The sequence below is a fragment of the Sphingorhabdus contaminans genome, assembly GCF_007280415.1.
In the GTDB taxonomy this organism is placed as follows: Bacteria; Pseudomonadota; Alphaproteobacteria; order Sphingomonadales; family Sphingomonadaceae; genus Sphingorhabdus_B; species Sphingorhabdus_B contaminans.
In genome coordinates this window covers 383,803-405,741 of the sequence record NZ_VKKU01000002.1, presented here as the reverse complement: position 1 = coordinate 405,741, position 21,939 = coordinate 383,803, and the positions used below count along the sequence as shown (strand labels likewise).

General features: G+C 57.6%; 27 protein-coding genes. 3 read left to right on the top strand and 24 right to left on the bottom strand.

Features of this window, described 5'->3' with window-relative positions; all coding sequences use genetic code 11:
* Position 1 precedes the first annotated feature (1 nt).
* From flgC to metX, 4 genes are all read right to left on the bottom strand, one after another.
* On the bottom strand, positions 2–406 hold the full coding sequence (flgC, locus tag FOM92_RS10265) for a flagellar basal body rod protein FlgC (RefSeq protein WP_143776781.1): 405 nt from the start codon (positions 404–406) through the stop codon (positions 2–4).
* 2 nt (positions 407–408) lie between these two features.
* Positions 409–750 (bottom strand): flagellar basal body rod protein FlgB, encoded by a 342-nt coding sequence (locus tag FOM92_RS10260; protein ID WP_143776780.1) that lies wholly within the window; start codon positions 748–750, stop codon positions 409–411.
* Positions 751–941: 191 nt separating this feature from the next.
* Positions 942–1,529, bottom strand: a complete 588-nt coding sequence (gene metW / locus FOM92_RS10255) for a methionine biosynthesis protein MetW (protein WP_143777804.1) — start codon at positions 1,527–1,529, stop codon at positions 942–944.
* Positions 1,530–1,531: 2 nt separating this feature from the next.
* Complete coding sequence (metX, locus tag FOM92_RS10250) at positions 1,532–2,668, bottom strand: homoserine O-acetyltransferase MetX (RefSeq protein ID WP_143776779.1); 1,137 nt, start codon at positions 2,666–2,668, stop codon at positions 1,532–1,534.
* 150 nt (positions 2,669–2,818) lie between these two features.
* Here metX and hisC point away from each other — a divergent pair, with 150 nt between their 5' ends.
* On the top strand, positions 2,819–3,916 hold the full coding sequence (hisC, locus tag FOM92_RS10245; RefSeq protein ID WP_143776778.1) for a histidinol-phosphate transaminase: 1,098 nt from the start codon (positions 2,819–2,821) through the stop codon (positions 3,914–3,916).
* Positions 3,916–4,821: a prephenate/arogenate dehydrogenase family protein gene (locus FOM92_RS10240; protein WP_143776777.1), complete on the top strand. Its 906-nt coding sequence runs from the start codon at positions 3,916–3,918 to the stop codon at positions 4,819–4,821. Before hisC ends, FOM92_RS10240 begins: the two co-directional genes overlap by 1 nt.
* 24 nt (positions 4,822–4,845) lie before the next feature.
* Here the strand turns inward: FOM92_RS10240 and FOM92_RS10235 are convergent, their stop codons facing one another.
* The 4 genes from FOM92_RS10235 to ftsE are packed head-to-tail and all read right to left on the bottom strand — an operon-like array spanning position 4,846 to position 7,683.
* Positions 4,846–5,535, bottom strand: coding sequence for a lysophospholipid acyltransferase family protein (locus FOM92_RS10235; protein WP_143776776.1), 690 nt, complete (start codon positions 5,533–5,535; stop codon positions 4,846–4,848).
* 1 nt (position 5,536) lies between these two features.
* Entirely contained in the window at positions 5,537–6,067 is a 531-nt protein-coding gene (locus FOM92_RS10230; protein WP_143776775.1) for a YdcF family protein, read from the bottom strand.
* On the bottom strand, positions 6,064–6,960 hold the full coding sequence (locus tag FOM92_RS10225) for a cell division protein FtsX (protein WP_143776774.1): 897 nt from the start codon (positions 6,958–6,960) through the stop codon (positions 6,064–6,066). The genes FOM92_RS10230 and FOM92_RS10225 overlap by 4 nt, the downstream gene beginning before the upstream one ends.
* Before the next feature lie 9 nt (positions 6,961–6,969).
* Positions 6,970–7,683: a cell division ATP-binding protein FtsE gene (ftsE, locus tag FOM92_RS10220; RefSeq protein WP_143776773.1), complete on the bottom strand. Its 714-nt coding sequence runs from the start codon at positions 7,681–7,683 to the stop codon at positions 6,970–6,972.
* 320 nt (positions 7,684–8,003) lie between these two features.
* On the opposite strand from ftsE, the gene FOM92_RS10215 reads away from it, so the two are divergent.
* A complete protein-coding gene (locus FOM92_RS10215) occupies positions 8,004–8,840 on the top strand; it encodes an MJ0042-type zinc finger domain-containing protein (protein WP_143776772.1) in 837 nt (278 codons plus the stop codon).
* On the opposite strand, the gene FOM92_RS10210 is transcribed toward FOM92_RS10215, so the two are convergent.
* The 16 genes from FOM92_RS10210 to fliF are packed head-to-tail and all read right to left on the bottom strand — an operon-like array spanning position 8,837 to position 21,939.
* Positions 8,837–9,187, bottom strand: a complete 351-nt coding sequence (locus FOM92_RS10210) for a flagellar export chaperone FliS (RefSeq protein ID WP_170226847.1) — start codon at positions 9,185–9,187, stop codon at positions 8,837–8,839. The genes FOM92_RS10215 and FOM92_RS10210 overlap by 4 nt on opposite strands.
* A gap of 50 nt (positions 9,188–9,237) precedes the next feature.
* Positions 9,238–10,602 (bottom strand): flagellar filament capping protein FliD, encoded by a 1,365-nt coding sequence (fliD, locus tag FOM92_RS10205; RefSeq protein WP_143776770.1) that lies wholly within the window; start codon positions 10,600–10,602, stop codon positions 9,238–9,240.
* Positions 10,603–10,646: 44 nt separating this feature from the next.
* Positions 10,647–11,786 (bottom strand): EscU/YscU/HrcU family type III secretion system export apparatus switch protein, encoded by a 1,140-nt coding sequence (locus FOM92_RS10200; RefSeq protein ID WP_143776769.1) that lies wholly within the window; start codon positions 11,784–11,786, stop codon positions 10,647–10,649.
* On the bottom strand, positions 11,779–12,564 hold the full coding sequence (gene fliR / locus FOM92_RS10195; RefSeq protein WP_143776768.1) for a flagellar biosynthetic protein FliR: 786 nt from the start codon (positions 12,562–12,564) through the stop codon (positions 11,779–11,781). The genes FOM92_RS10200 and fliR overlap by 8 nt, the downstream gene beginning before the upstream one ends.
* On the bottom strand, positions 12,561–12,830 hold the full coding sequence (fliQ, locus tag FOM92_RS10190; protein WP_143776767.1) for a flagellar biosynthesis protein FliQ: 270 nt from the start codon (positions 12,828–12,830) through the stop codon (positions 12,561–12,563). Before fliQ ends, fliR begins: the two co-directional genes overlap by 4 nt.
* A gap of 4 nt (positions 12,831–12,834) precedes the next feature.
* The gene (fliP, locus tag FOM92_RS10185) at positions 12,835–13,587 is read right to left on the bottom strand and encodes a flagellar type III secretion system pore protein FliP (protein ID WP_143776766.1); all 753 of its coding nucleotides are present in this window, start codon (positions 13,585–13,587) and stop codon (positions 12,835–12,837) included.
* Between the two features lies 1 nt (position 13,588).
* A complete protein-coding gene (locus FOM92_RS10180; RefSeq protein WP_143776765.1) occupies positions 13,589–13,852 on the bottom strand; it encodes a FliO/MopB family protein in 264 nt (87 codons plus the stop codon).
* Positions 13,849–14,175: a flagellar motor switch protein FliN gene (gene fliN, locus FOM92_RS10175; RefSeq protein ID WP_143776764.1), complete on the bottom strand. Its 327-nt coding sequence runs from the start codon at positions 14,173–14,175 to the stop codon at positions 13,849–13,851. The genes FOM92_RS10180 and fliN overlap by 4 nt, the downstream gene beginning before the upstream one ends.
* Entirely contained in the window at positions 14,172–15,050 is an 879-nt protein-coding gene (locus FOM92_RS10170) for a FliM/FliN family flagellar motor switch protein (RefSeq protein WP_143776763.1), read from the bottom strand. The genes fliN and FOM92_RS10170 overlap by 4 nt, the downstream gene beginning before the upstream one ends.
* Positions 15,047–15,652: a flagellar basal body-associated FliL family protein gene (locus FOM92_RS10165; protein WP_143776762.1), complete on the bottom strand. Its 606-nt coding sequence runs from the start codon at positions 15,650–15,652 to the stop codon at positions 15,047–15,049. The genes FOM92_RS10170 and FOM92_RS10165 overlap by 4 nt, the downstream gene beginning before the upstream one ends.
* Before the next feature lie 15 nt (positions 15,653–15,667).
* A complete protein-coding gene (locus FOM92_RS10160; RefSeq protein ID WP_143776761.1) occupies positions 15,668–16,951 on the bottom strand; it encodes a flagellar hook-length control protein FliK in 1,284 nt (427 codons plus the stop codon).
* On the bottom strand, positions 16,948–17,376 hold the full coding sequence (locus FOM92_RS10155) for a hypothetical protein (RefSeq protein WP_143776760.1): 429 nt from the start codon (positions 17,374–17,376) through the stop codon (positions 16,948–16,950). Before FOM92_RS10155 ends, FOM92_RS10160 begins: the two co-directional genes overlap by 4 nt.
* A complete protein-coding gene (locus FOM92_RS10150) occupies positions 17,373–18,704 on the bottom strand; it encodes a FliI/YscN family ATPase (RefSeq protein WP_143776759.1) in 1,332 nt (443 codons plus the stop codon). The genes FOM92_RS10155 and FOM92_RS10150 overlap by 4 nt, the downstream gene beginning before the upstream one ends.
* Entirely contained in the window at positions 18,701–19,261 is a 561-nt protein-coding gene (locus FOM92_RS10145; protein ID WP_143776758.1) for a FliH/SctL family protein, read from the bottom strand. The genes FOM92_RS10150 and FOM92_RS10145 overlap by 4 nt, the downstream gene beginning before the upstream one ends.
* Complete coding sequence (locus FOM92_RS10140; protein ID WP_143776757.1) at positions 19,254–20,297, bottom strand: flagellar motor switch protein FliG; 1,044 nt, start codon at positions 20,295–20,297, stop codon at positions 19,254–19,256. Before FOM92_RS10140 ends, FOM92_RS10145 begins: the two co-directional genes overlap by 8 nt.
* Positions 20,290–21,939: a flagellar basal-body MS-ring/collar protein FliF gene (gene fliF / locus FOM92_RS10135; protein ID WP_143776756.1), complete on the bottom strand. Its 1,650-nt coding sequence runs from the start codon at positions 21,937–21,939 to the stop codon at positions 20,290–20,292. The genes FOM92_RS10140 and fliF overlap by 8 nt, the downstream gene beginning before the upstream one ends.

Below are 21,939 nucleotides of genomic sequence, written 5' to 3'. Positions count from 1 at the left end.
ATTATTGTCCCAACCGCAAGGTTTCGCTGATCAGACCCTTGGCGGTTGCAAGGACCTGCACGTTGTTTTGGTACTGGCGTGATGTTTCGAGCATCTCGACCATCTCGGCGGCACTATCGACAGCAGCTTCCCAAACATTGCCGTCCTTGTCGGCCAGCGGATGGTCGGGTTCATAACGTTTGACCGGCGCGCTTTTGCTGTTGTCGATACGATCAACCTGCACGGTAGCTTTGCCGGCTTCACCCATGACGGTGCGAAACACCGGTTTCATCGAACGGAAGGCCGTGCTTTCGTTGCCCGACACCGTTCCGACATTGGCCAGGTTCGATGCGGTGGTGTTCAAACGCACAAGCTGTGCTGCCATTGCCCGACCGCTAATATCGAAGATGGAGAGATTCTCGGCCATCTTCATTCTCCCTTCAGCGCGCGGGTCAGCGTGCCGATGCGGCCCTGCAGAAAGGAAAGGCTCGACCGGTAAGCGAGCGCGTTTTCTGCAAAGGCAGTTTGTTCGGTAGCCAGTTCGACTGTGTTTCCGTCCAAAGAGGGTTGGACAGGTATACGATATTGAATGGCGGCTTCAGACGATTGCCCCTGTTCCGCGAGTTTCAAAGCGGACGAGAATTCGATGTCGCGTGCCTTATAGCCAGGCGTCGCTGCATTCGCGATGTTCGAGGCGAGCATCGACATACGCTGTTCGCGCAGCTTTAGGGCGGTGGCATGGATGCCAAAGATATTGTCCAATGACGGCATGACCGTTTCCTTTCATCGGTGCACCAATCGGGTGCGCACGATGGAAGTAGAGCAATTGCCGTGCCAATTTACAGATTATGCAATAATTTCAGATGGATATATTGTCAGGCTCTGGTGTCAAAAGTCCGACTGTCAATTAACCGACACCGCCTGATTCGGGATTGATTTTGCCAAGTGCCGACCGTGTTTTGCTATCCCCGGCGCAGCAGGAATACAGCATGTTCCGCCATCAAATTGGCAAGCGCTTTTTTCCGTGGCTTGTTACCGGACAGGAACCACTGCCCCTCAATCACGACACCGCGATCTTTCAGGAAGCTTCGGAAATCGTCGATCGTGACATGATGGATATTTGGCGTATCGTACCAGCGGTGCGGAAGTTGTTCGGTCACGGGCATCCGGCCGCCGAACATATGGGCAATCCGGATCTTCCACTGGGCAAAATTGGGGAAAGAAACAAAGGCTTGCTGGCCGATCCGCAACATATGGTCGAGCACAAAGTCCGGCCGTCTTGTTGTCTGAAGCGTCTGGCTGAGAATGACGTAATCGAAGCAGCCATCCGGATAGTCGACTAGATCGCTGTCAGCATCTCCCTGCACGACGGAAAGACCGCGCGAAACTGCTGTCGCAACATTGACCGGATCGATCTCAAGCCCGCGGGCATCCACCTGCTTATGATCGCGCAGGGCTGCCATCAACTGGCCGTCGCCGCAGCCGACATCCAAAATGCGCGAACCGCTTCGTACGTTACGGGCAATGATCGCAAGATCGGACCGCAACATGGTCACAGATTTTCCCCTGCACGTAAAAACCCGTCGACAATCCGGTTCATTTCAGGGGCGTCGAGCAAGAAACTGTCATGGCCGAAGGGGCTCGACAATTCGACAAAGCTAGCCGCTGCGCCTGCCGCGTTCAGCGCATGGACGACACGCCGCGATTCCGATGTGGGATAAAGCCAGTCGCTGTCAAAACTGATCAGGCAAAACCGCGCTTTGGTAGCCGCAAAGGCCTTGGCCAGCACGCCGTCATGCGGCTCGGTCAGATCGAAATAATCCATCGCCCGGGTAATATAGAGATAGGAATTCGCGTCAAAGCGGTCGACGAAACTGAGCCCCTGATAACGCAGGTAGCTTTCCACCTGAAAATCCGCATCAAAACCGAAACTTTTGGATCCCATTGTTCCGTCCGGTCGATTCTGGAGACGGCGACCGAATTTTTCGGTCAATCCGGCTTCGGACAGATATGTAATATGTGCCGCCATACGCGCCACGGCAAGACCGGAGGCAGGTGCTTCACGGCCATAATAGGCGCCGTTATTCCAGCGCGGGTCAGCCATGATTGCCTGCCGCCCTACTTCGTGAAAAGCGATGTTCTGTGCAGAATGGCGGGCGGTGGATGCAATGATGACGGCAGAACGGACACGCTCGGGGTAGAGTGCGGCCCAGCTGAGCGCCTGCATTCCTCCCATTGATCCGCCAACAACAGCAGACAATGTTTCAATTCCCAGATGGTCGAGCAATATCGCCTGTGCCCGCACCATGTCGCCAATGGTGATAACAGGAAAGGCCATCCCGTAAGGACCGCCTGTAGACGGATCGATACTGGCGGGACCTGACGAACCCATGCAACTGCCCATGACATTGATGCTGATGATGCAATGCCGTGCGGGATCAAGAGGTTTTCCCGGTCCGACCATACGGGTCCACCAGCCATCCTTGCCCGTTATGGGATGTTTGGATGCTACATATTGATCGCCGGTAAGTGCGTGACAAATCAGTACTGCGTTCGATTTGTCCGCATTCAAAGTGCCGTAAGTTTCATAGGCAAAGTCGACCGGCGCAAATTCGGCACCACTGTCCAGCTTGACTGGTCCCAGCAGGCGAATCTTCCTATCGAGTCCGAAACGCTCATCCCCATGCATGGGGATGCCATATCAGCGTAAACACTGGTGACAACATTATATCTACACTTTTCCACGGGACAAATTCCAGCGCGGATAGCATATCCGTCCAATAGCTATCCGTCGGGCAGGGCGTTGCGCTCCCGCGCGGCCACGTCTATGGCGGCGCGCATGAACAATCCAGAAGCCAAACCGTGGATCAATGCAATCCACGCCTATACACCCGGCAAGGCGAAGTCCGACGACGGACGTGTCCTGATCAAGCTGTCCGCCAACGAGAATCCGTTGGGATGCAGCGTCGATGCAACTGCTGCACTGGTCGAGGCGAAATCCTCTCTCGCCCGCTACCCCGACCCCGCCAGCAACGCTCTGCGCGAGGCATTGGGTGCACATTATCAATTGGAAAGCGACCGTATCGTCTGCGGGACCGGGTCCGACGAATTGCTGAATCTGGCCGCTATGGGCTATGCCGGTGCGGGGGACGAGATCATCTATGTCCGCTATGGTTTTTCGGTTTACGACATTGCAGCACGCAAATGTGCCGCCACGGTGGTCGTTGCACCTGACCGCGATTTTGGCACGGACGTCGATGCCCTGCTGGCGTTGGTGACTGACCGGACCCGCGTTGTATTTGTGGCCAACCCAAACAATCCGACCGGTACATATTGCAATGATGCAGAAATGGCTCGTTTGCATGCCGGCCTGCCGTCGGACTGTGTGTTGGTTCTCGACCAGGCCTATGGCGAGTATCTGGAAGACGATGGCCCCGCCGCCTTTGATCTCGCTCGTCAGCATGGCAATGTCCTAATCACGCGGACATTTTCGAAGATTTACGGTCTGGCTGCAGAGCGGATCGGCTGGGCCTATGGTCAGCCCCATCTGATCGAGACAATGAACCGGATCCGCGCGCCTTTCAATGTGACCGCTGCCGGACAGGCGGCGGCCATCGCCGCCTTGTCCGATAAGGCTTTTGTCGAGAACAGCCGCGCACATAATCGTGAATGGCGTGACTGGATGGGAAATGAGATTACCTCCCTTTCAAACCATGGTTTGAAAGCGGTTCCGTCCTGGGCGAATTTCCTGATGGTCATGTTTGAAGGCAAAGTCGGTGCGGAAACGGTATACAAGGCACTGATGGATGCGGGCTATATCGTCCGATGGTTACCCGGGCAGGGATTGGGCAACGGGCTGCGCATCACCATCGGCACGGAAGCAGAAAATCGCGGGCTCGTTCAGGCGCTGCGCACCATATTGGAGATGCATGGCTGATGCTGCCTTTCGCGCGCCTGACTATCGTCGGTCTCGGTCTGATTGGATCGTCTGTTGCTCGCGCCGTGCGGGCGCATATGCCTGCGGTGCGTATCATAGGCTATGATGCCGATCCTGAGGTGCGCGCGCGTGCCGACGCACTGGCGATTTGCGACGACATTACCGATACGGCAGGCGCGGCAGTTATCGACGCGGATCTAGTCATATTGTGCGTCCCCGTGGGTGCGATGGGCCGTGTTGCCGAGGAATTTGCCGCAGACTTGCCGGAAGGCGCGGTCGTAAGCGATGTGGGATCGTGCAAGCAAAGTGTGGCAGAAGCACTGGCGGCGGTTCTGCCCAACGCCACAATCATACCCGCCCACCCGGTTGCAGGGACTGAGAAGAGCGGTCCGGATGCAGGTTTCGCCTCGCTTTTCAAGGGTCGCTGGTGCATATTGACACCAGCGGAGCGCGCCCCCGAAGCAGCGGTGGAGGCTCTTCGGACATTTTGGCAAAGGCTGGGTGCACAGGTCGAGATCATGGATGCGCGGCATCATGACATGGTCCTGGCGGTCACAAGCCATCTTCCACATCTGATAGCCTATACGATCGTTGGGACTGCAGATGATCTGCAGGGCGTGACGCAAAGCGAGGTTATCAAATATTCTGCCGGCGGTTTCCGCGACTTTACCCGCATTGCGGCAAGCGATCCCGTTATGTGGCGTGACGTGTTCTTGTCTAACAAAGACGCCGTGTTGGAAATGCTCCAGCGCTTTTCCGAGGATCTGTCCGCGCTCCAACGGGCTATACGTTATGACAAGGGCGACGAATTGGAGGCGCTGTTCACGCGGACACGCGACATCCGGCGCTCCATTGTTGAGCAAGGTCAGGACGACGATGCTCCTGATTTCGGACGTAAGCATTAAAGGCGTTAAAGCGCCTTTTGAATATCAACCATTCAGGGCATTGATCGCGGCATGGACCCGTGCCTCTATCTCGGCACGCGGAAGACCGGCCGGGATCTCCTCACCGACCTTATAGGTAATAGTCCCGGATGTCCGGAGCCAATGGTTGCGGGGCATCAACCGGCCACTGTTTACCGCAACAGGTACGACAGGCACGTTGAGCATTTTGTAAAGTCCGGCAAACCCCGATTGCAGCGGAGGCATTTCACCATGACGCACCCGAGTGCCTTCCGGAAATATTATGATGGGCCTGCCATTTGCCAATAGTGCTTTAGAACGGGCGAGCATGTCCCGCAGCGCGGAGGCGCCACCTTCCCGGTCGACAGGGATCATCCCGTAAGCAAGCGCCGCCTTTCCCCAAAAAGGAATGTCAAACAACTGCCGCTTCGCAACAACGGAAGGGCGGGCAAACACCCTCGGCATATCAATGGTCTCGTACATGCTCTCATGCTTGATGGCGTATAATACGGGCCGGTCTTGCAACGAACCTTCTATCCGAACATCAATACCCAAAATCCATTTCGCACAAAAATACTGGTAACGCGCCCATCCGCGGACGGCCCAACGCATCAATCCTTGATGAAAGAGACTGCCAAAAAATGCTGTGACGGCAAAAAAACTGGAGCCGCCGAAAAAGATGATTGTAAAGAAGATCGTCCGGATTGCTGCGATCACGTCATATTCCCGCAAGCGATGCGACCGCACGAAGCCAGTATTTGTTATATTCCTTGAACAGCGCGTTTAACGACGGCTGGGTCGACACCGCGTCGTTGGTAACAATGATATCATTTGGCAAGGAGCGGTCGAGTTCAAAACGGGCGCGGCGCATATGCCAGTCGTGCGTGACGAGCCGGAGCGTTTTGACTTTGTTTCGTGTTGCCCAGCGTGCGGTTTCCAAAGCGTTAGAGCGAGTATCAACGGACTGGAAACCCAAATCTATGCAACAGGTAAAATAGCGCGCTGAACCGGGATATTGTGCGGCCAGTTCGGCTGGTTTTACATCGCGGTCTACGCCCGAAATCAGCATTTTCCGTGACTTGCCCGCCTTCAAAATTTCCAAGCCGCGATCGATCCTGTTTGGTCCACCTGTAAGCACCACAACAGCATCAGTTTCGGCAATAGCGGCGGGCTGCGGCAAAAGCAGCGCAAACCATGCAAAGCCCAGCACCCATGCCAGGATAATAAAAGAAACAATCCGTCTGATCATAACATCTTCTTGAGTGCCGACACCACCGTCCAACGGGCCATAAGCATGGCGAGGCACATGACAGCAAGTGGAATAATCGCCAATATGAGCCAGCCATACCATGGCAGGGTGGCATCGGCCAGCAAAGCCGGTTCGACAGCGGCAATGCGTCCACCCAAAGTTAATATGACCGCAGCGGCCGCACCAAAACCGACCACGCCGCCCAACAGCGCGTCGAGCGCGACGCGGCGCTGGAACAGACGTGCGGCCTGCAAATCTGTGCCGCCCATCATATGCATGATTTCTATCGTACTACGGTGCGTGTTCAACGTGCTGCGCACAGCGAGTATGACGACCGCCGAAGTGGCAACCAGCAAAAGCATGAAAATAGCTAAGGTGAGGAGGATCAGCGAAGACATAAGATCGAAAAAGGGTGCCATCCAACTGCTGTGGGAATCTATGCGTATCTTGGGTGCAGCCTCCTCCAGCCGGAGTTTAAGTGCCCTGACCGTTGCGCCGTCCGGTGCATTTTTGAAACGAATGTCGATTAACGCCGGGACAGGGATATCGGCATCGATTACATCATTGCCCAACCACGGCTTCAAAAGATTGCGAACCTCGCCATCCGGGACCGAATTCACCGAGTCTATCTGGGGAATTTCACGCAAAAGCCTGCTGACAGCGACCTTTTGGGTGGCGCGCTCGATCGGGTCAGGTTCTATGATCTGCACCGTCGCCTGCTGAGCCAAGTCGTTGCCCCCGTCACGTATGGCATAAGCAAGGCTTAATCCCATTGCTGCAATCAAAATTGTCAGAAATAGCATGATAGCGATTACCCATGGCATGGGTCCGGACAAGCGGCCCTCAGGTATCAATTTGCGATCATGCGCGGGAAGGGCGAAATCAAGCAACATCGCGGGCGCCTAGTTTTTCAACACTAGCGGGCGGGGGGGATGACGGAGCGAGCCGGTCGGGTCGGAAAGGCGGCCCTTGTCGAGGCGCATCATTTGTGCACCCTGGATTTCCTGCAGCAGATGAATGTCGTGGGTCGCCACAACAACGGTCGTTCCCAACTTATTCAGCGCAGCGAATAATTGCAAAAGGCGGCGCGCCATCTCGGGATCAACGTTGCCGGTAGGTTCATCAGCAACAAGCATTTCTGGCCTGCCGATAACGGCGCGCGCAATGGCAACACGCTGTTGCTCGCCACCAGAAAGCGTCGCGGGACGGGCATCTGCTCGTTCGGTGAGGCCAATCCAGTCCAGCATTTCGGTGACCGGACTTTTCAGATCCTTTTCCTGTATGCCGGCAATCCGCAAGGGGAGCGCGATATTGTCGAACGTCGACAGATGGGGAACCAGGCGGAAATCCTGGAAGACAACGCCGATGCGCCGCCGGAAACCGGGTAAACGGTCGCGCGGTAAGGTTATTGCATCATGCCCAAACATCCGGATCGCGCCCCGGCTTGGGCGGTGAGCGAGGTATAGAAGTTTCAAGAGGGAGGTTTTCCCGGCACCTGAAGCCCCTGTCAAAAAATAGAAACTGCCGGGATAAAGCGTGAAGCTGAGGTCGGTCAGCGTTTCCGCCCCGGTACCATAGCGTAGTCCCACATTGTCGAATTCGACGACGCTCTGCATCAGTCCGAACACTCTCCACATGTCTGGCGGTCAAGATGGGAATATGTGCCGCAGAAACGACGCTTTCCACCGGCTGCGGCGGCATCCTGTCCTGAAGTGAACTGCATGTGGTTAAAGCCCATATACGCGTCCTAAGGATTTGATCGATTTTGTCCATTGCTTCGTTTTGATCCGCAGCCGGTCGGGAAAGGCAGAATGGGTGCAAACAGGCTGGCAGGGGCATAAAACAGGAGCCAAATTCGACTATTCTTGTCCACCGTCCACAGCATTTTATGACAGTAGGGTTGCAAGTATCGGGCCTCTCATGTTTATGGGGGGTAATGCTGCTTGTTTGCCCTTCGTGCCGCACACGTTATGTCGTTCCGGATTCTGCCATTGGGGTAGACGGTCGTCAGGTTCGTTGTGCCAACTGCAAACATAGCTGGTATCAGGATGGCATTATCCCGCCCGCGCCTCCGGCTCCTCCGGTAGTTGCTCCTCCTGTTTTTGCGCCGATGAATTCAACGCCGGTTGCCGAAGCCTTTTCAAGCGCGATGCCGCAAGAGGCTGTGGAAGATTTCGCGCCTGCAGCTAAGTTACCTGACCAGCCAATCCCGCCGAGCTTTACCCGCTTTGAAGAGGCATCAAACGAGGAAACCGAAAGCAAACGCGAATTTGCCGAGCCATACGGGGCTGCGGGCTCCTATTTCGAAGATACGTCGCAGCAAAGCCATTTTGCGCATGAGCCACCGTTCCGGCCGCGACGAAATCCGGCAAAACTTTGGACAATAGCAGCGGTCGCATTTGCATTGCTTGTTGCTACGGCCGGTGGGCTCACATGGTATTTTGGTATTCCGGATCTCGGCGCAAAGTTGAACATAGCGCGCTCCGAACCCGATTTGAAGATTGTGCTCAATGAAAATCTGGAATTGAATGAGCGTGAGGATGGTACGCCATTCTTTATTGCAAGCGGCAGCATCGTCAATCCCACTAGTACTGCGCAAACCGTTCCGGAAATGCTGGTGACGCTAAAGGATGCCGGCGGACGACCGGTGTATAGCTGGAAAATGAAAGCCAAAGTGCGGACGCTGGCTCCTGGTGCAAAAGTCGATTTCAGCGAAGCGCGGCTCGATGTGCCGCAAGCAGCTTCGCAAATCAGTGTCGGCTGGGTAATCTAACCGGGTTGTAGTGCCTGCCATGCGTAATAGATGTCGCTAATCGCATCGCGTACTTCGGTCAGTTTTGCCTCATCGTTCTTTTTGGCCGCTTCGTTCAGTTCCTTGCGGCATGCCGCATAAACACGTGCCAGCGTCGGCGCGAGATCGCCGCCTGCGTCGAAATCGATGCTGCCTTCAAGGGCGACGATTATAGATACAGCCTTTGCCACATGGCTGTTTCCGGCAAGGTTATGATCCTTCCGTACCGAATGGAGCACCAGATCGAGTGAGCGGATCAACTCTTCATAGAGGAGTCCAACCAAACCATGCGGGCTCGCGCTTTCGACTCGGCTTTTAAGCTCGAGCATGCGATAATGCTGACTCGCGATTGCGGGATGAGTTCGTGGCTGCATGGCTATCAATTATCGCTGCTTGACCACATCTTGATCTGCTGTTCGAGGTAACTCTGCGTCGCCTTCAACGCTGCAATACGTGCGTCCATCCCGGCATATTGCTTTTCAAGTTTCGTAAGATAAGCGTCTTCGCGAACTTCCATACGCTCGCGGTTTTTCGCAATCGCGTCTGCCTCGCGCTGCAATGATGCCCGGACCTGTTCGAGGGGCCCGCTTGTGCCAACAGCTGCGTCGCGAAGGGCATCAAGCGCAAATGTGATGCCTGGATCGGTCGTTTCGTTCCGAACTCCGTCGCGGGGTGGATTGAAGAGGGCTTCAACCGCATCGGGATAGTCGCGTAGCGCTGCTTCCATCTTTGCGCTGTTCAGCGAAATGGTCCCATCGCGGTTTGTGAAAATTCCGACATCCGAAAGTGACTGTATATTTGGATCAGTAGTCAACGGTTGCGCGATAAAAGCACTCAATTGACGTTCAAAACCGCGGAGCGAAGCATTGCCATTATTGGCCTGCCGCGCCGCCTCTGTATCCCTTTTCAATGTATTGAAGACCGAAACGAAATCGTTCAGCGTTTGTTTCAGGGTGTCGATGGGCCGGGTTGCACCGATCGTAATGGGCGCAAGCGGATCCGCTTTTTTGAGCGTAATCGTCAGGCCGGGTACAACATCGCTGAAGTTGTTCGTGGCGCGCGTATAGGCGACACCGTCTACGGTGAAACTCGCGTCGCTGGCGGTTTGCCCGACGGTCATGGTTGTCGTCGTGAATTGCGCGAGACCGGGGGCGGCACCCGCATCGGCCGTCAGGGTGAATGCTTTGGCGGCGCCACTTTCCCCTTTCAATACCAGACGGAAATTGCCTGCATCATTGATAACACTCGCCCTTATCCCGCTTCCGGTGGCGTTGATTGCGTTGGCGAGACCCGTCAGGCTATCGTTGGTTGCGTCGATCGTCACGGCATAAGTCGTTGTGCCAACGGTTAAGGTCATTCCGCCCTGTCCAACGGGATCAGTGCTCGATGCGATGTAGCCGGAATAATTTGTCTGTGCGCGGGCCAGAGTACTCACGACAATCTCGCCTGCATAATTGCCCAGTAGCGTTCCGGGGTTGGCGGTCACGGCGAGTGCACTGTCGTCCGATGTGACGGGTTTGCTTCGCAAAGTGCCACCTGCAGACAGGTCGGCGAGCGAGTCGGCAAAGCTGTCCAAATCGCTGCGTGCCTGCGCTAACGCACTTACCTTCGCTTGGTTGGCACGCGAAAGTGCATCAAAGCGCTGGACCTTCGGTGTACGCGAAGCGGCCGCAAGATCCTTAACGAGTTGCGATGTGTCGATGCCCGAACCAAAGCCTAGGCTATTTGCAATATTCGAGATCATATCCTTATCCTTCGCATTTCAATACGGCTTCCGACCTTCAGGATTTAGGCCGAAGGCCGCCCGTCTGCGTCAAATCGTTTCGAAGGCGGTACTTCAACGACCGGTTTCACCAGATCGCTCGCAAGTGAGCTTTCAAGCCGAAAGACAAAGGCAAGGATCGCGGCAACCGCGACGAACAGATCTTCCGATACGACCCGACCTGTGCGGGTAGTGAAGTAAATGGCGCGGGTGAGTTGCGGATATTCCAATGTGGGGACATGGTTCTCTTTTGCCATGGCCTTGATCGCCTGGGCGACTTCGCCCCGACCCTTCGCAACGACAACCGGCGCGATGTCGAGCCCGGGACGATAGCGCAAGGCGACGGCAAAGTGGGTCGGGTTTGTCAGCACTACGCTGGCTTCTGTCATCCCCTTGCGTGCAGAGGACATCGCCATTTCCTGCTGACGCGCCCTTTGCGCTTGTTTGAGTTCGGGAGCGCCATCGCTTTGCCGCAGCTCTTCTTTAAGTTGTTGCTTGGACATACGCAGACGCTGGTTGCGGCGCAGCCATTGAACAGGAACGTCGATACCCGCTATAAGAACCAGACCCACAGTCAGGACGACTATGGTCCATACCAGCTTGTCGCCCAGCATTTCAACGGCTGCAGCCGGATGTGTGGCCGCAAGTCCCGGCATTCCAGCGATATCAGTCGCCATGACCCAGTAGCCCGCATAGCCCAGCGCCGCGACTTTCGCCGTTGCTTTGAAGAGTTCAATCAGGCCCTGCATTCCAAAAATCCGCTTTAGGCCCGAAAGCGGATTAATTCGGCTACCCTTAAAGGCCATAGCCTTGCTGCGCATACCGAGAGATCCAAGCATCGCTGGCGCAGCCAAGGCGGCCAGAACGCTAAGTGCAAGTAACCCGAAAAACGGGACTGCGATGCTGGTCAGGGGGCCCGCCAGTGCGTCAAGTGGTTCAAAGCGATCGGGATCCGTAAGGTCGAGTTCCAATCCGCTTTTAAGCAGATCTTTGCTGGCCGAGAAAAACCAGCCGCCCAGTCCGACCATCCACGCGGCGCCTGCAGCCATCATAACGGCAGTTGCAAGCTCTTTGGAAGCGAGGACATCGCCGTCTTTTAACGCGTCGGCTTTGCGCTTCTGGGTAGGGGCTTCGGTTTGTTGGTCCTTGTCGGGAGTCTCAGCCACCGCCGCCTCCCAGCAATTCTGCCTGTTCCAGCGCCATACGGATGGTGTGGCTTATGGTATCGGCCATGACTGGAGTGGCCATGCCTAACAATATGACTCCCGCGAGCAGGGCGGCTGGCATGCCGACAGCAAACAGGTTCAGGGTAGGCGCAGACCGGGCAATCATGGCCATGATGATTTGTACCAGCACCAATGCGAAACCGACGGGTAGCGCGATGCTCAGGCCTGCAGAAAAGGCAAGGCCGCCAAATTTGGTTATGCCACCGATAGCCGAAAAGGAAATCCACGATTGTCCCGGAGGAAGCGCTCGGTAACTTTCCGCGATAATTGACACGAGCGCCAGATGGCCGTCCGCTGCGAGAAAAAGAAACATGGCGAGCATCGATAAAAATTGGCCGACTGCAGGACTGGCTTGTCCGCTGGCGGGGTCGGCCATAGATGCAAAACCAAGGCCCATGGCATTGCTGATCGCTTCGCCGGCCACCAACGCAGCGGCGAAACCGATCTGAATGACAAAACCTAGAGCAAGCCCAGTGATGACTTCGGATAGGATCATGAAAAATCCGGGAACCGAAATAATGCCGGCCGCCGGAAGCGCCATATTGGCAGCCGCTGCGGAGGGAATGCCGACTGCCAAAGCAAGAACAAGGCGGAGCTGAATTGGTACAGCCCCTGCGCCGAACATGGGCGCTGCAATGAACGCAGCTCCCGGCCGGATCATCGCTAACATCCAGATCAGGAGTTGCTGCTCCACATTTTCAAGGCCGGGTGGGATCATCGGACAAGCAGCGGAATCTGCGCAAAAATATCTTTCGTAAAGTCGGCGAGCAATATCATGATGCTCGATCCGAAAATCGCGAGCGCGATGGATACGATTATCAATTTAGGGACAAAGCTGAGTGTTTGTTCGTTAATCGATGTCGCGGCCTGAACCATGCCCAGCACCACGCCGGCGATAAGCGCAGGAATCAATATGGGTGCAGAGCCCAGCGCCAATATCCAAAGCGCCTGCTGCGCAATACCGATGAAGTAATCCTGATCCACGGCTCTAGCTCACGAACGAACTTGCGAGTGATCCCATGGTCAGTGCCCAGCCGTCGACGAGGACGAACAGGAGCAGCTTGAACGGCATGGAAATGATGGTCGGGGACAGCATCACCATACCTAGGGACATGAGGGCCGAGGCGACGATCAGGTCGATTATCAGGAAAGGGAGGAATATCATGAAGCCGATCTGGAACGCGGTTTTGAGCTCACTCGTCACAAAGGCGGGCAGGAGAATGGAAAAGGGCACATCCGACGGCTTTGCAAATTTCCCGGCCTTGGCGATGCGACTGAACAGGGCGAGGTCGGACTTGCGCGTCTGTTTGATCATAAACCCATGCATGGCATTGGCAGATGTGGTCAGCGCCTGTTCAAATGTCACCTCATCCCGCCCATAGGGTTCGAGTGCCTGCGTGTTTATCGTGGAGAACACAGGCTGCATCACGAAAATGCTGAGGAACAGTGCAAGTCCCACCAATACCTGGTTGGGCGGTGTTTGCTGCAATCCCAGCGCCTGTCGTAAAATTGACAGCACAATGATGATCCGCGTGAAGCTGGTCATCATGAGGATCAGAGACGGCAAAACCGTCAGCAGCCCCATCAACAGCAATATTTGCAGCGAAAGGGACAGCGGACGACCGTCGCCCGAGACGGTTTGCAGGGCTTTTTCTATCCCTGCGCCCGTCGATGTGGCAAAGGCGGCATCGCTTGAAAAAAGCGTGAAGACGACGATGAGGAGTAGTATGAGTTTACGCATACTACTCGCTATGCAAATTCGATGCCAATCTGCTTATGCCGTTGCGCGATACACCCAATAAAAGGGTGTCGCCGTTAAACTCCACAACCAGCAACTTGCCGTTCGTCCCCAATGTCACTGCGTCCACGACGCGCACGGGGCGGTTTGTATCGGGCTTCACCGGCAGTCCGAGCTGAAGACGCTTCCACAACCAAAGGGAGCCCCAGGCCAGACCACCGATCAGCGGGACGACGAGGAAAAGGCGAAGGAGATATTCCAGGATCATGACCGGCGCTCCAACCCTGCGAGACGGCGGTCTGCAGCGACAACGTCCACAACGCGAATACCATAGCGGCCGTCAACATCGACAATCTCACCCCGCGCAATCAGGGTACCATTGGCAAATATATCTAGAAAATCATTGGCTTGACGATCCAGTTCGACAACGCTGCCTTCCCCGAGCCGCAGCAATTCGGAAAGGGTGAGCGAGGCTGATCCGACCTCGACAGAGATCCGCAAAGATATTCCGGCAAGCAGATCCATATTGTCGCCCATGCTCATGGCTCCTGCAACGGCGCTCATGCTTGGGGCTTCAGTCATATCACTCATTGGTCCATTTCCTTTTCTATATTCTCAATCATTAAAGCGGCGCGGCCATTGGATTCCCCCAAGGTGCCGCGTGCAAAAACACGACCGGCAACGATCAGCGGAACCTGTGCAGGCAGCAACAGCGGCAAAATATCGCCGGGCGCGAGCGTCAGCATCTTGCTGAACGGCACGTTGCAGTGGGTCAGCACGGTACGTGCCGGAAATTTGACGCGCATGGCAGCCGAACGGACACGTTCGCTCCAGGCGGCGTCGGCCGGGCCGACGGGATTTTCGTCAGCGCTGCGACGGTTTTCCATAAGCCGTACCGTATCGGTGGTCAGAATGAGGCCTACAGGAGTCGGTTTGATCTTTTCGCTTTCGGCAAAGAAGGACTGCACCACAATGGCGTCACGCGATCGCGGCCAGTTCAGCTGCAGCAAATCAATTTCGGCACCTGTATATTCGATGACCGAACCCGGGTCCGGGTCGATTTCCGCCTTTAACAGCGGCGCCAGTTGCGATCCGAAGCTGTCCACAAAACGCATTTCGGCGGAGGAAAATTCGCCGCGAGCCTGCACATTTCCGGTGCCGCCATAATAGACGTCGACTATCTGGCAGATCAGGAAACCCGGCAGATGAACGAGCATTTCATCACCACGTTTAGGAAGGCGGTAACGCAATACGGCACCGAAAGGATTTTGCGCAATCCGCCATTCCGGATAGCGTGCCGCGTTTGCGGTACCGGCCGAAATGGTAAACGCACCTTTCGTGAAGTTGGCCAGCAATTGCTGCATAGCCTGCGACACGCGCTGCGCCAGCGGCTCAAGCTGGGTAAGCTCCGCCGCTTCGTTGGCACTCCGCGTGAGATGCACTGCCTGAGGGGCTACTGCCGTCACTGGATCACCAGGTTGGTGAAGTAGACATTGTCGATTCCGCCAAAGCCTTCTTTCTGGCGAAGCACGTCATTGATGGCATGCGTCAGGTCGCGCTGCAGCATTTGCTTGCCCTGTGGCGTCGACAGAACCGCAGCGTCCTGTTGCGACAAGACCATGAGAACAGCCGAACGAATGGGAACGGACTGCCGTTCGATATTCTGGACGACCTTGCCGTCATAATAGGTGGCAAGGCTGATCCCCAACTGGACAAAGCCAGCGCCGTCGGCAAGATTTGCAGTGAAGCTCTGGTCTAAAGCGACGTAGGTTACCTCAAACTTTTTGGGGTCTACCTTTTGCTTGTCGCTTTTGACGGACACCGTGCCTTCTTTCAGCACAACCTTGCCCTCTTCGCCTTCAGCAGGGGCTTCGGCAGGCTCGTCGCTGCGTTCGACCAGTTTCGGCCGGTTCGGATCCTCTTCCGCTTCCTTTCCGGTCACACCGCCCGACAGGTACATGCCGCCTGCGGCGCCACCTGCTGTCAGCAATGTAGCGCCGACGCCAATCAGCAGCATCTTTTTGCTTTTGCCGCCTTTGCCCTCTGCTTTTTCTTTGGTCTTGCTCATCTCTTCGGGTCCTTCTTATGCAAAACGCCCATTGGGCGATGTATTCTGATTATTCGGTGAGGTGCGTTTGGAAACGAGGTTGGATGTCAGGTCTGTCGGTATGCGGCTGGCCGAATTCTGGGGATGTGACTGGTCGCGTTGACCCTGCATCTGCTGTCCGCCCAGCAGGTCGCCATTTGCGACCCGAACACCGGATTGCCGCAATTCTTCAATCAATTTGGGCTGTTCTGCCGAAAAAATCCGGGCGGCGGCTTCGGTGCTGGCCTGAAGCTGTATGTTGACACCATCCTGTTGTGTTTCGACTGAAACTTCCAACTGGCCAAGATTGCTGGGTGAAAGACCGAAGCGGAGCTTGCCGTCCTGTCCTGAGACGGCGACGATGTCGCGGGCTAGCTGGTCAATCCATTGGCCGTCATTGGCGAGGTCGAGTTGGTGGTTGGTGAAGTTTTCAGGGCCCATGACGATGGGTGCCGTCATTGATGCAGCCGAAACCACCACTGGCGTTGGCAAGGTAAATGCCTGGACCGATGGTTCGACCTGCACCGTTTTGATCGGCGTTGTTAACTTGGCTGAAGCTTCCGATGCTTTTGGGGCTTCGGTCCCGAGCTCTGGGCGGGGGCGGTCAGGGGCGGTTTCGGGCTTGAAGAAGGCTTCGACCGGCTGGGCGACGGGGGCCGCGATCTGGGCCTTGGGCGCCATGTCGGATGGTGCGTCGGCCGGCGCGGCTGCCGTTTCGGGCTCGGCCAGTTCCTCATCGCCTTCGTCCGTCTGCGTGACGAGATCCTTGGATATAGCCATGGCGACCGCGGCAGTGACGGGCCGGTTGACCTGTTTGCCATCCTGCTTTGCGGCGGCCAGACCCTTTCCGGGTTCAGCGGTGCGGGGCTTTTCGGCATCCGCGCTTCCGTCCTTGCCGACCTTGGCCGCCGCGCGCAGGGCGAGGTCCCGGACGGCGGGCGGCGCGTCCATGGCTGGCTGAGGCTGGGCAGCCGGTGCGTCCGCTTCCGTCGTCAATCCGGTCGCGGCCAACGTTGCCGGCAGGGCTGCCGCCGCGGCCGTCGTCGGCATTTTCACGGCCCCTGCGTCGCGGCTGTTCATCAGGGCGACCAGCGCATCGACCGGGCTTTGCGATTCCGGTGCCGCATCGCCCTTCGGCATTGCCGCCGGAAGGGAGGGCGCAACAGAAGGTGTCGCCGTTTCCATCAGGGCGTCGAAACCGGTGCTGCCTTCGGCCGCATGGGCATTCTGGATCACGGCACCTGCCGGCGCACTGACATTCAGGACAGATGCGAGATTCATAATTCTTCCCCTTTGTTACCGGCACCGGGATGGCAGCGCGCATGGGCGGCCTTCCGTTCGATATGTTTGGCGCGCTCCACCTCGGCCTTTTCGAGCAGACGGCGGGCGCCCTGTTCGCGCAGTTCGGTGTGGATGCTGTTTTTCTGCTGGCGCTGCACGCGCTGCATGGCCTGTTCCAGCGGCACTGACGTCGCGCGCAGCGCGGCGTCCAGACGAACGCGTGTTTCGGCAATCGCGGCCAGCGACATGCCATCGGTCGCGCCCGAGGTTGTGACATTTTCATTGTTCAGCGCCACGATGCGATCGACGATCGAACGGATCTGGTTGGCACTGCCCTTGGCCTTGGCAAGTTCCATCTGCGCAATCCGGCTTTCGGCGGTGCGGACGCGGACGATACGGGCGCGGCGGTCGACATTCTGGGTCATTTGCCAAACCCTTCCAGAAGCGCATAGCGCGAGGCGTCAAAATCAATGGAGCTGTGCATCGGCTGGCCGACATAATTCAGCATGTCGCCATGCATGGCGATGGCATCGTCCAGAACCATGTCATTCCCGGCGGTGTAGGCACCCATCAACAGAAGGTCGCGATTCTGTTCGTGGGTGGACCAGAGCTGGCGGAACCGGGCGGCTGCGGCCATATGTTCGGCATCGACGATGTCAGGCATGATGCGCGACAGCGAACGGGCAACGTCGATTGCGGGGAACAGCCCGTTTTCGGCCAACGTCCGCGACAGGATGATATGTCCGTCGACAATGGCACGTGCCGCATCGACAATGGGGTCTTCGAGGTCGCCGCCATCGGCGAGCACGGTATAGATTGCAGTCACCGAACCGCCGGTGCGGCTGTCGATACCGGCGCGTTCGACCAGTTGCGGGATGAGCGCGAGTGACGACGGCGTATAGCCCTTCATCGTTGGCGGCTCGCCCAGGGCCAGGCCGATTTCGCGCTGTGCATGGGCAACCCGGGTCAGGCTGTCGATCAGGAGCAGGACTTTCTTGCCCTGCGACCGGAAATATTCGGCAATCGCCGTTGCCCGCATTGCGGCGCGCAGGCGCAGCAAAGGCGAGTGATCGGCGGCAACGGCAACAACCACCGATTTGGCGGCAATGCGCGGGGTCAGCTTGGTTTCGATGAAATCGCTCACTTCGCGTGCGCGCTCGCCGATCAGGCCGGTGACGATGACATCGGCATCAATGCCTTCAAGAATTTGCCCCATCAGGACGGATTTTCCGACGCCCGATCCGGCGATGACGGCAACGCGCTGTCCCTCGCCGATCGTGAGAAGGCCGTTGATCGCACGGACACCGCAGTCAATCGGACGGGTGATACGGCCGCGCACCAGCGGGCTCGACGATACACCCGAAATCGGCCAGCTTTCATGGCATCCCGTCAGCGGGCGTCCGTCGAGAGGAACGCCCTGCGCATCAATGATACGGCCGAGCAGGCCATCGCCGCAGGCGATATGATCATGACGGCCACAGGGAACCACGCGCGCGCCTGTGGCAACCGAAAGACGCTGCGAAAATGGCTGGATGATGCTTTTGTTGCCCCGAAAGCCGACAACTTCGCCGGTTACAAAACCACCATCGGTTTGCGAAATGCGGACGGCGGTGCCGACGGGATAGGGGAAGGCGGCTGCCTCCAGAAACTGGCCTTTGCAAGCGGTCAGGGAACCGACGCGCCGCGGTGTGGCGGTTTCGAGATTGAGCGACTGGAATATGGCGCGGGCAGCGTGGGCGAGGCGGGAGGTCATGCGGCCATCCCCTCGCAATGCAGCGCTTCGCGCAAACGTTCGATGCCAAGGGCAACGCCATGTTCGATCCAGCCTTGCGAACATTCGATCCGGATGGTCGCGCGGCTCAATGTCGGGTCGCTGTGCACGGCGAGCTTTCCGACCGATTTGCCGACAAGCGCGGCGTCGTCCGGGTGAAGCAGGATTTGCCGGGCCTCGTCGGCTTCGGTGATAATTTCAACGGCGCGCGCAATCTGCCGGTTCAGCAGGTCTTCGTCGATGACAACCCCATCGGTGATCTGGCCGACAAGACGCACAACCGTTTCGCGCAGCAGCAGGGACAGTTCGGGGCCGGCCTCGCTCTGGAAAGCCTGGGCATTGGCGAGCAATTTCTGGAATGCGGTGCGCTCGGCGTCAAAAGCAGCCTCTGCCATTTGCTGACCATCGGCCAGGCCGCGCGCATATTCATCCGGACGGGGTTCCGCCTGCGGCGGTGCGGTACAGATGGTGCTGGTCCGGAAACCGGTGCCGCGTGCCGTCGCCGCCAGCAAGGATACGCGTTTGGGGGTATCAGACATAGTCGTCGCCCTTTCCGCCCATCTGGATTTCGCCCGATGCCGCCATCTGGCGTGCGACCGCGATAACGGCCTTCTGTGCCGCTTCCACATCGGTCCGCTTGACCTGACCCATATCGGCAATATCGTCGCGGATTGTCTGGGCTGCGCGGGCGGAAAGCGTACTGAGCATCTTCTCGCCCAGCAGCTCGCTCGCGCCTTTGACCGCAAGGGCAATCTGGTCGGAGTCGACATTGCGCAGGATGGTGCCCAATGTCTTGGCATCAAGAGCGGCCAGATCATCGAAGACGAACATTTCTTCTTCGATGGCGTCGGCCAGCAGGCGATCCTTTTTGCGCAGCGCACGAAGAAGCTTTTCGGCGGTCGGACGCGGAAGATTTTTGACGATACGCGCAGCTTCGTTGCGTCCGCCCAGCGATACATCGGGTGCATGTGCCTTGCGGCTGGTATAGTTGATCAGGATCGCTTCCAGATCTTCGATCGCATCGGCGGAGATGGAGGAAAGATTTGCCGAGCGGAACAAAAGGTCGGTTTGTGTCGGCTCATCCAGCGCGGCGATGGCCTGAGCCGACACTTCGGGCGTCAACACCGACAGGATGACGGCGGCAACCTGGGGATGCTCTGATGCAACGAGTTCCGAAATCGACGCCACATCCATCCAGCGCAGGATATCGAGCGAAGGGGCGCTCGACTGGGGTTCGATTTCCGACAATATATTGCCGGCGCGCACATTGCCCAGGGCCTTGTGCATCATTTCACGGATACGGACCGGCGCGCCTACGGCCAGTGCCGACAGGTCGCGATTGCTCGACACAAAAGTTTCCAGCGCGCGCTCTACGTCATTTTCGTTGGCACTGGATGCTTCGAACATGCCCTTGCCGAGTGCCTTGACTTCGTCAGGGGCGAGATGCTGCAGGATTGCCGTCGCGTCGTCATCTTCCAGCAGCATCATCAAAATCGCGGCTGAAAGCTCCCCGCTAATGGCAGGGGGGGCTGGCGTGGCGGAAGCGGTATCGGGAAAATCCAGATCCTCATCCATCGGCGCGCTCCTGGATCATCTGGCGGACAACCATCGCGGCCCGCTCGGGGTCCTGGCGGATGAACGAACGCACCAGATTTGCGCGGTCTTCATAGCTTGGCGCGGCTTCGATCATTTCAATGGTGACCGGGACGGGCGCACGCGACTGGCCGGTGGCGGCAAGCAATTTCTGCTCAACTTCCGCCTGTTCCTTGGCTTCAGCTGCTCGTGCCTTGACGGCCTTGATCATCGGGCGGCCGATGAACAGGAAAGCGAGAAGGGCGGCGAGTACCGCGCCAACCTGCTGGACCAGCGGGAAAAACCAGGGTTCATCCCAGAAATTGACGGTCGCTTCGGGGTTCTCGGCAAAGGGGCGCGACGAAATGGCAACAACGTCGCCGCGTTCGCTGTTGAAACCGACTGCGCCCTTTACAAGTGCTTCCAATGCGGCAACGTCGGCGGCACCGGGCTTTTTCTGCCCTTTGACATCGCGCAGGGCGACGGCGACGGAAAGACGGCGCAAATTGCCCTGGGGTTGATGCGTGACGGCGATTTCACGGCCTACATCGAAATTGCGGGTATAGGTTTCCTCGCTCTGCGTCTCGCCATTGGCAGGTGGCGTGTTCTGGCCGGGAGGGGTGTTGGCGAGCTGGCTTGCAGGCGGCGGCTGGTTCGACAGCGCGCCGGGGATGCCGCCGGCACCCTGCGTGGTTGCATTCTGGGAACTCTTGTTACCCGTTTCGCTGCGCAGGGCCTGGTCATCCTTGGGATAGGTCTCGCGCGTCGACTGGGTTTCGCTGGGATCAATGTCCGCGCTGACTTCAACCGAGAAATTGCCGGCGCCGACAATGGGGGTCAACAGCGTGATAACCGCCTGCCGGTACCGCTCTTCCATCTGCATCTGCAGTTGGAACATCTGCTGATCGGCATTGCCCGTGGGTGAAGAAATGAGCGCGCCGCTCTGGTCGATGACGGAAACCGCATCGGCAGCGAGGCCCGGAACGGACGACGCGACCAGATGGCGGATGGCGCGCACCTGCGCTTCGGAAAGGCTGCGGCCCTGTTGCAGGGTGAGCATCACCGACGCGGCCGGTTCGCGCGCTTCGCGGACGAACACGCTGGGTTCGGGCATCGCCAGATGGACCCGCGCGGTCTTCACCGCATCAATTGCTTCAATCGTACGTGCCAGATCGGCCTCGCGTGCACCGCGCAGGGTTTCACCTTCGACCGCGCGGCTTGATCCCATAGGCAGCGACGCAATAACGGCATCGCCCGACGGCATGGCTTTGGGAAGGCCCTGGCCTGCCAGCAGCATCCGGGCTTCGTGCACTTTGCCCGCATCAACGGAAAGCGCGCCTGTGGCTGGGTCGAGCGTATAATTGATACCCGATGCCTGAAGCGCGTCTGCTACGGCGGCTTTGTCGCCCTCGGCCAGCCCCTGATAAAGCGGGGCTTGTGCAGGGGTGCTCAAAGCAAAATAGGAAATGGCGGCGATACCGATCGCGCCGGTCAAGGCCAGAGCAGGAAGCGCCTTGCGCACGGCAGGCTGGCTGGTGATGTCGCGCAATGCGCCAAAACCACCCATCGAAGAAGGAGTGGTAAAGCGGCTTACTTGTCCGCCCGCGGGCACGGCATCTGCAGAAATGATCTGGTTATCGGCCAT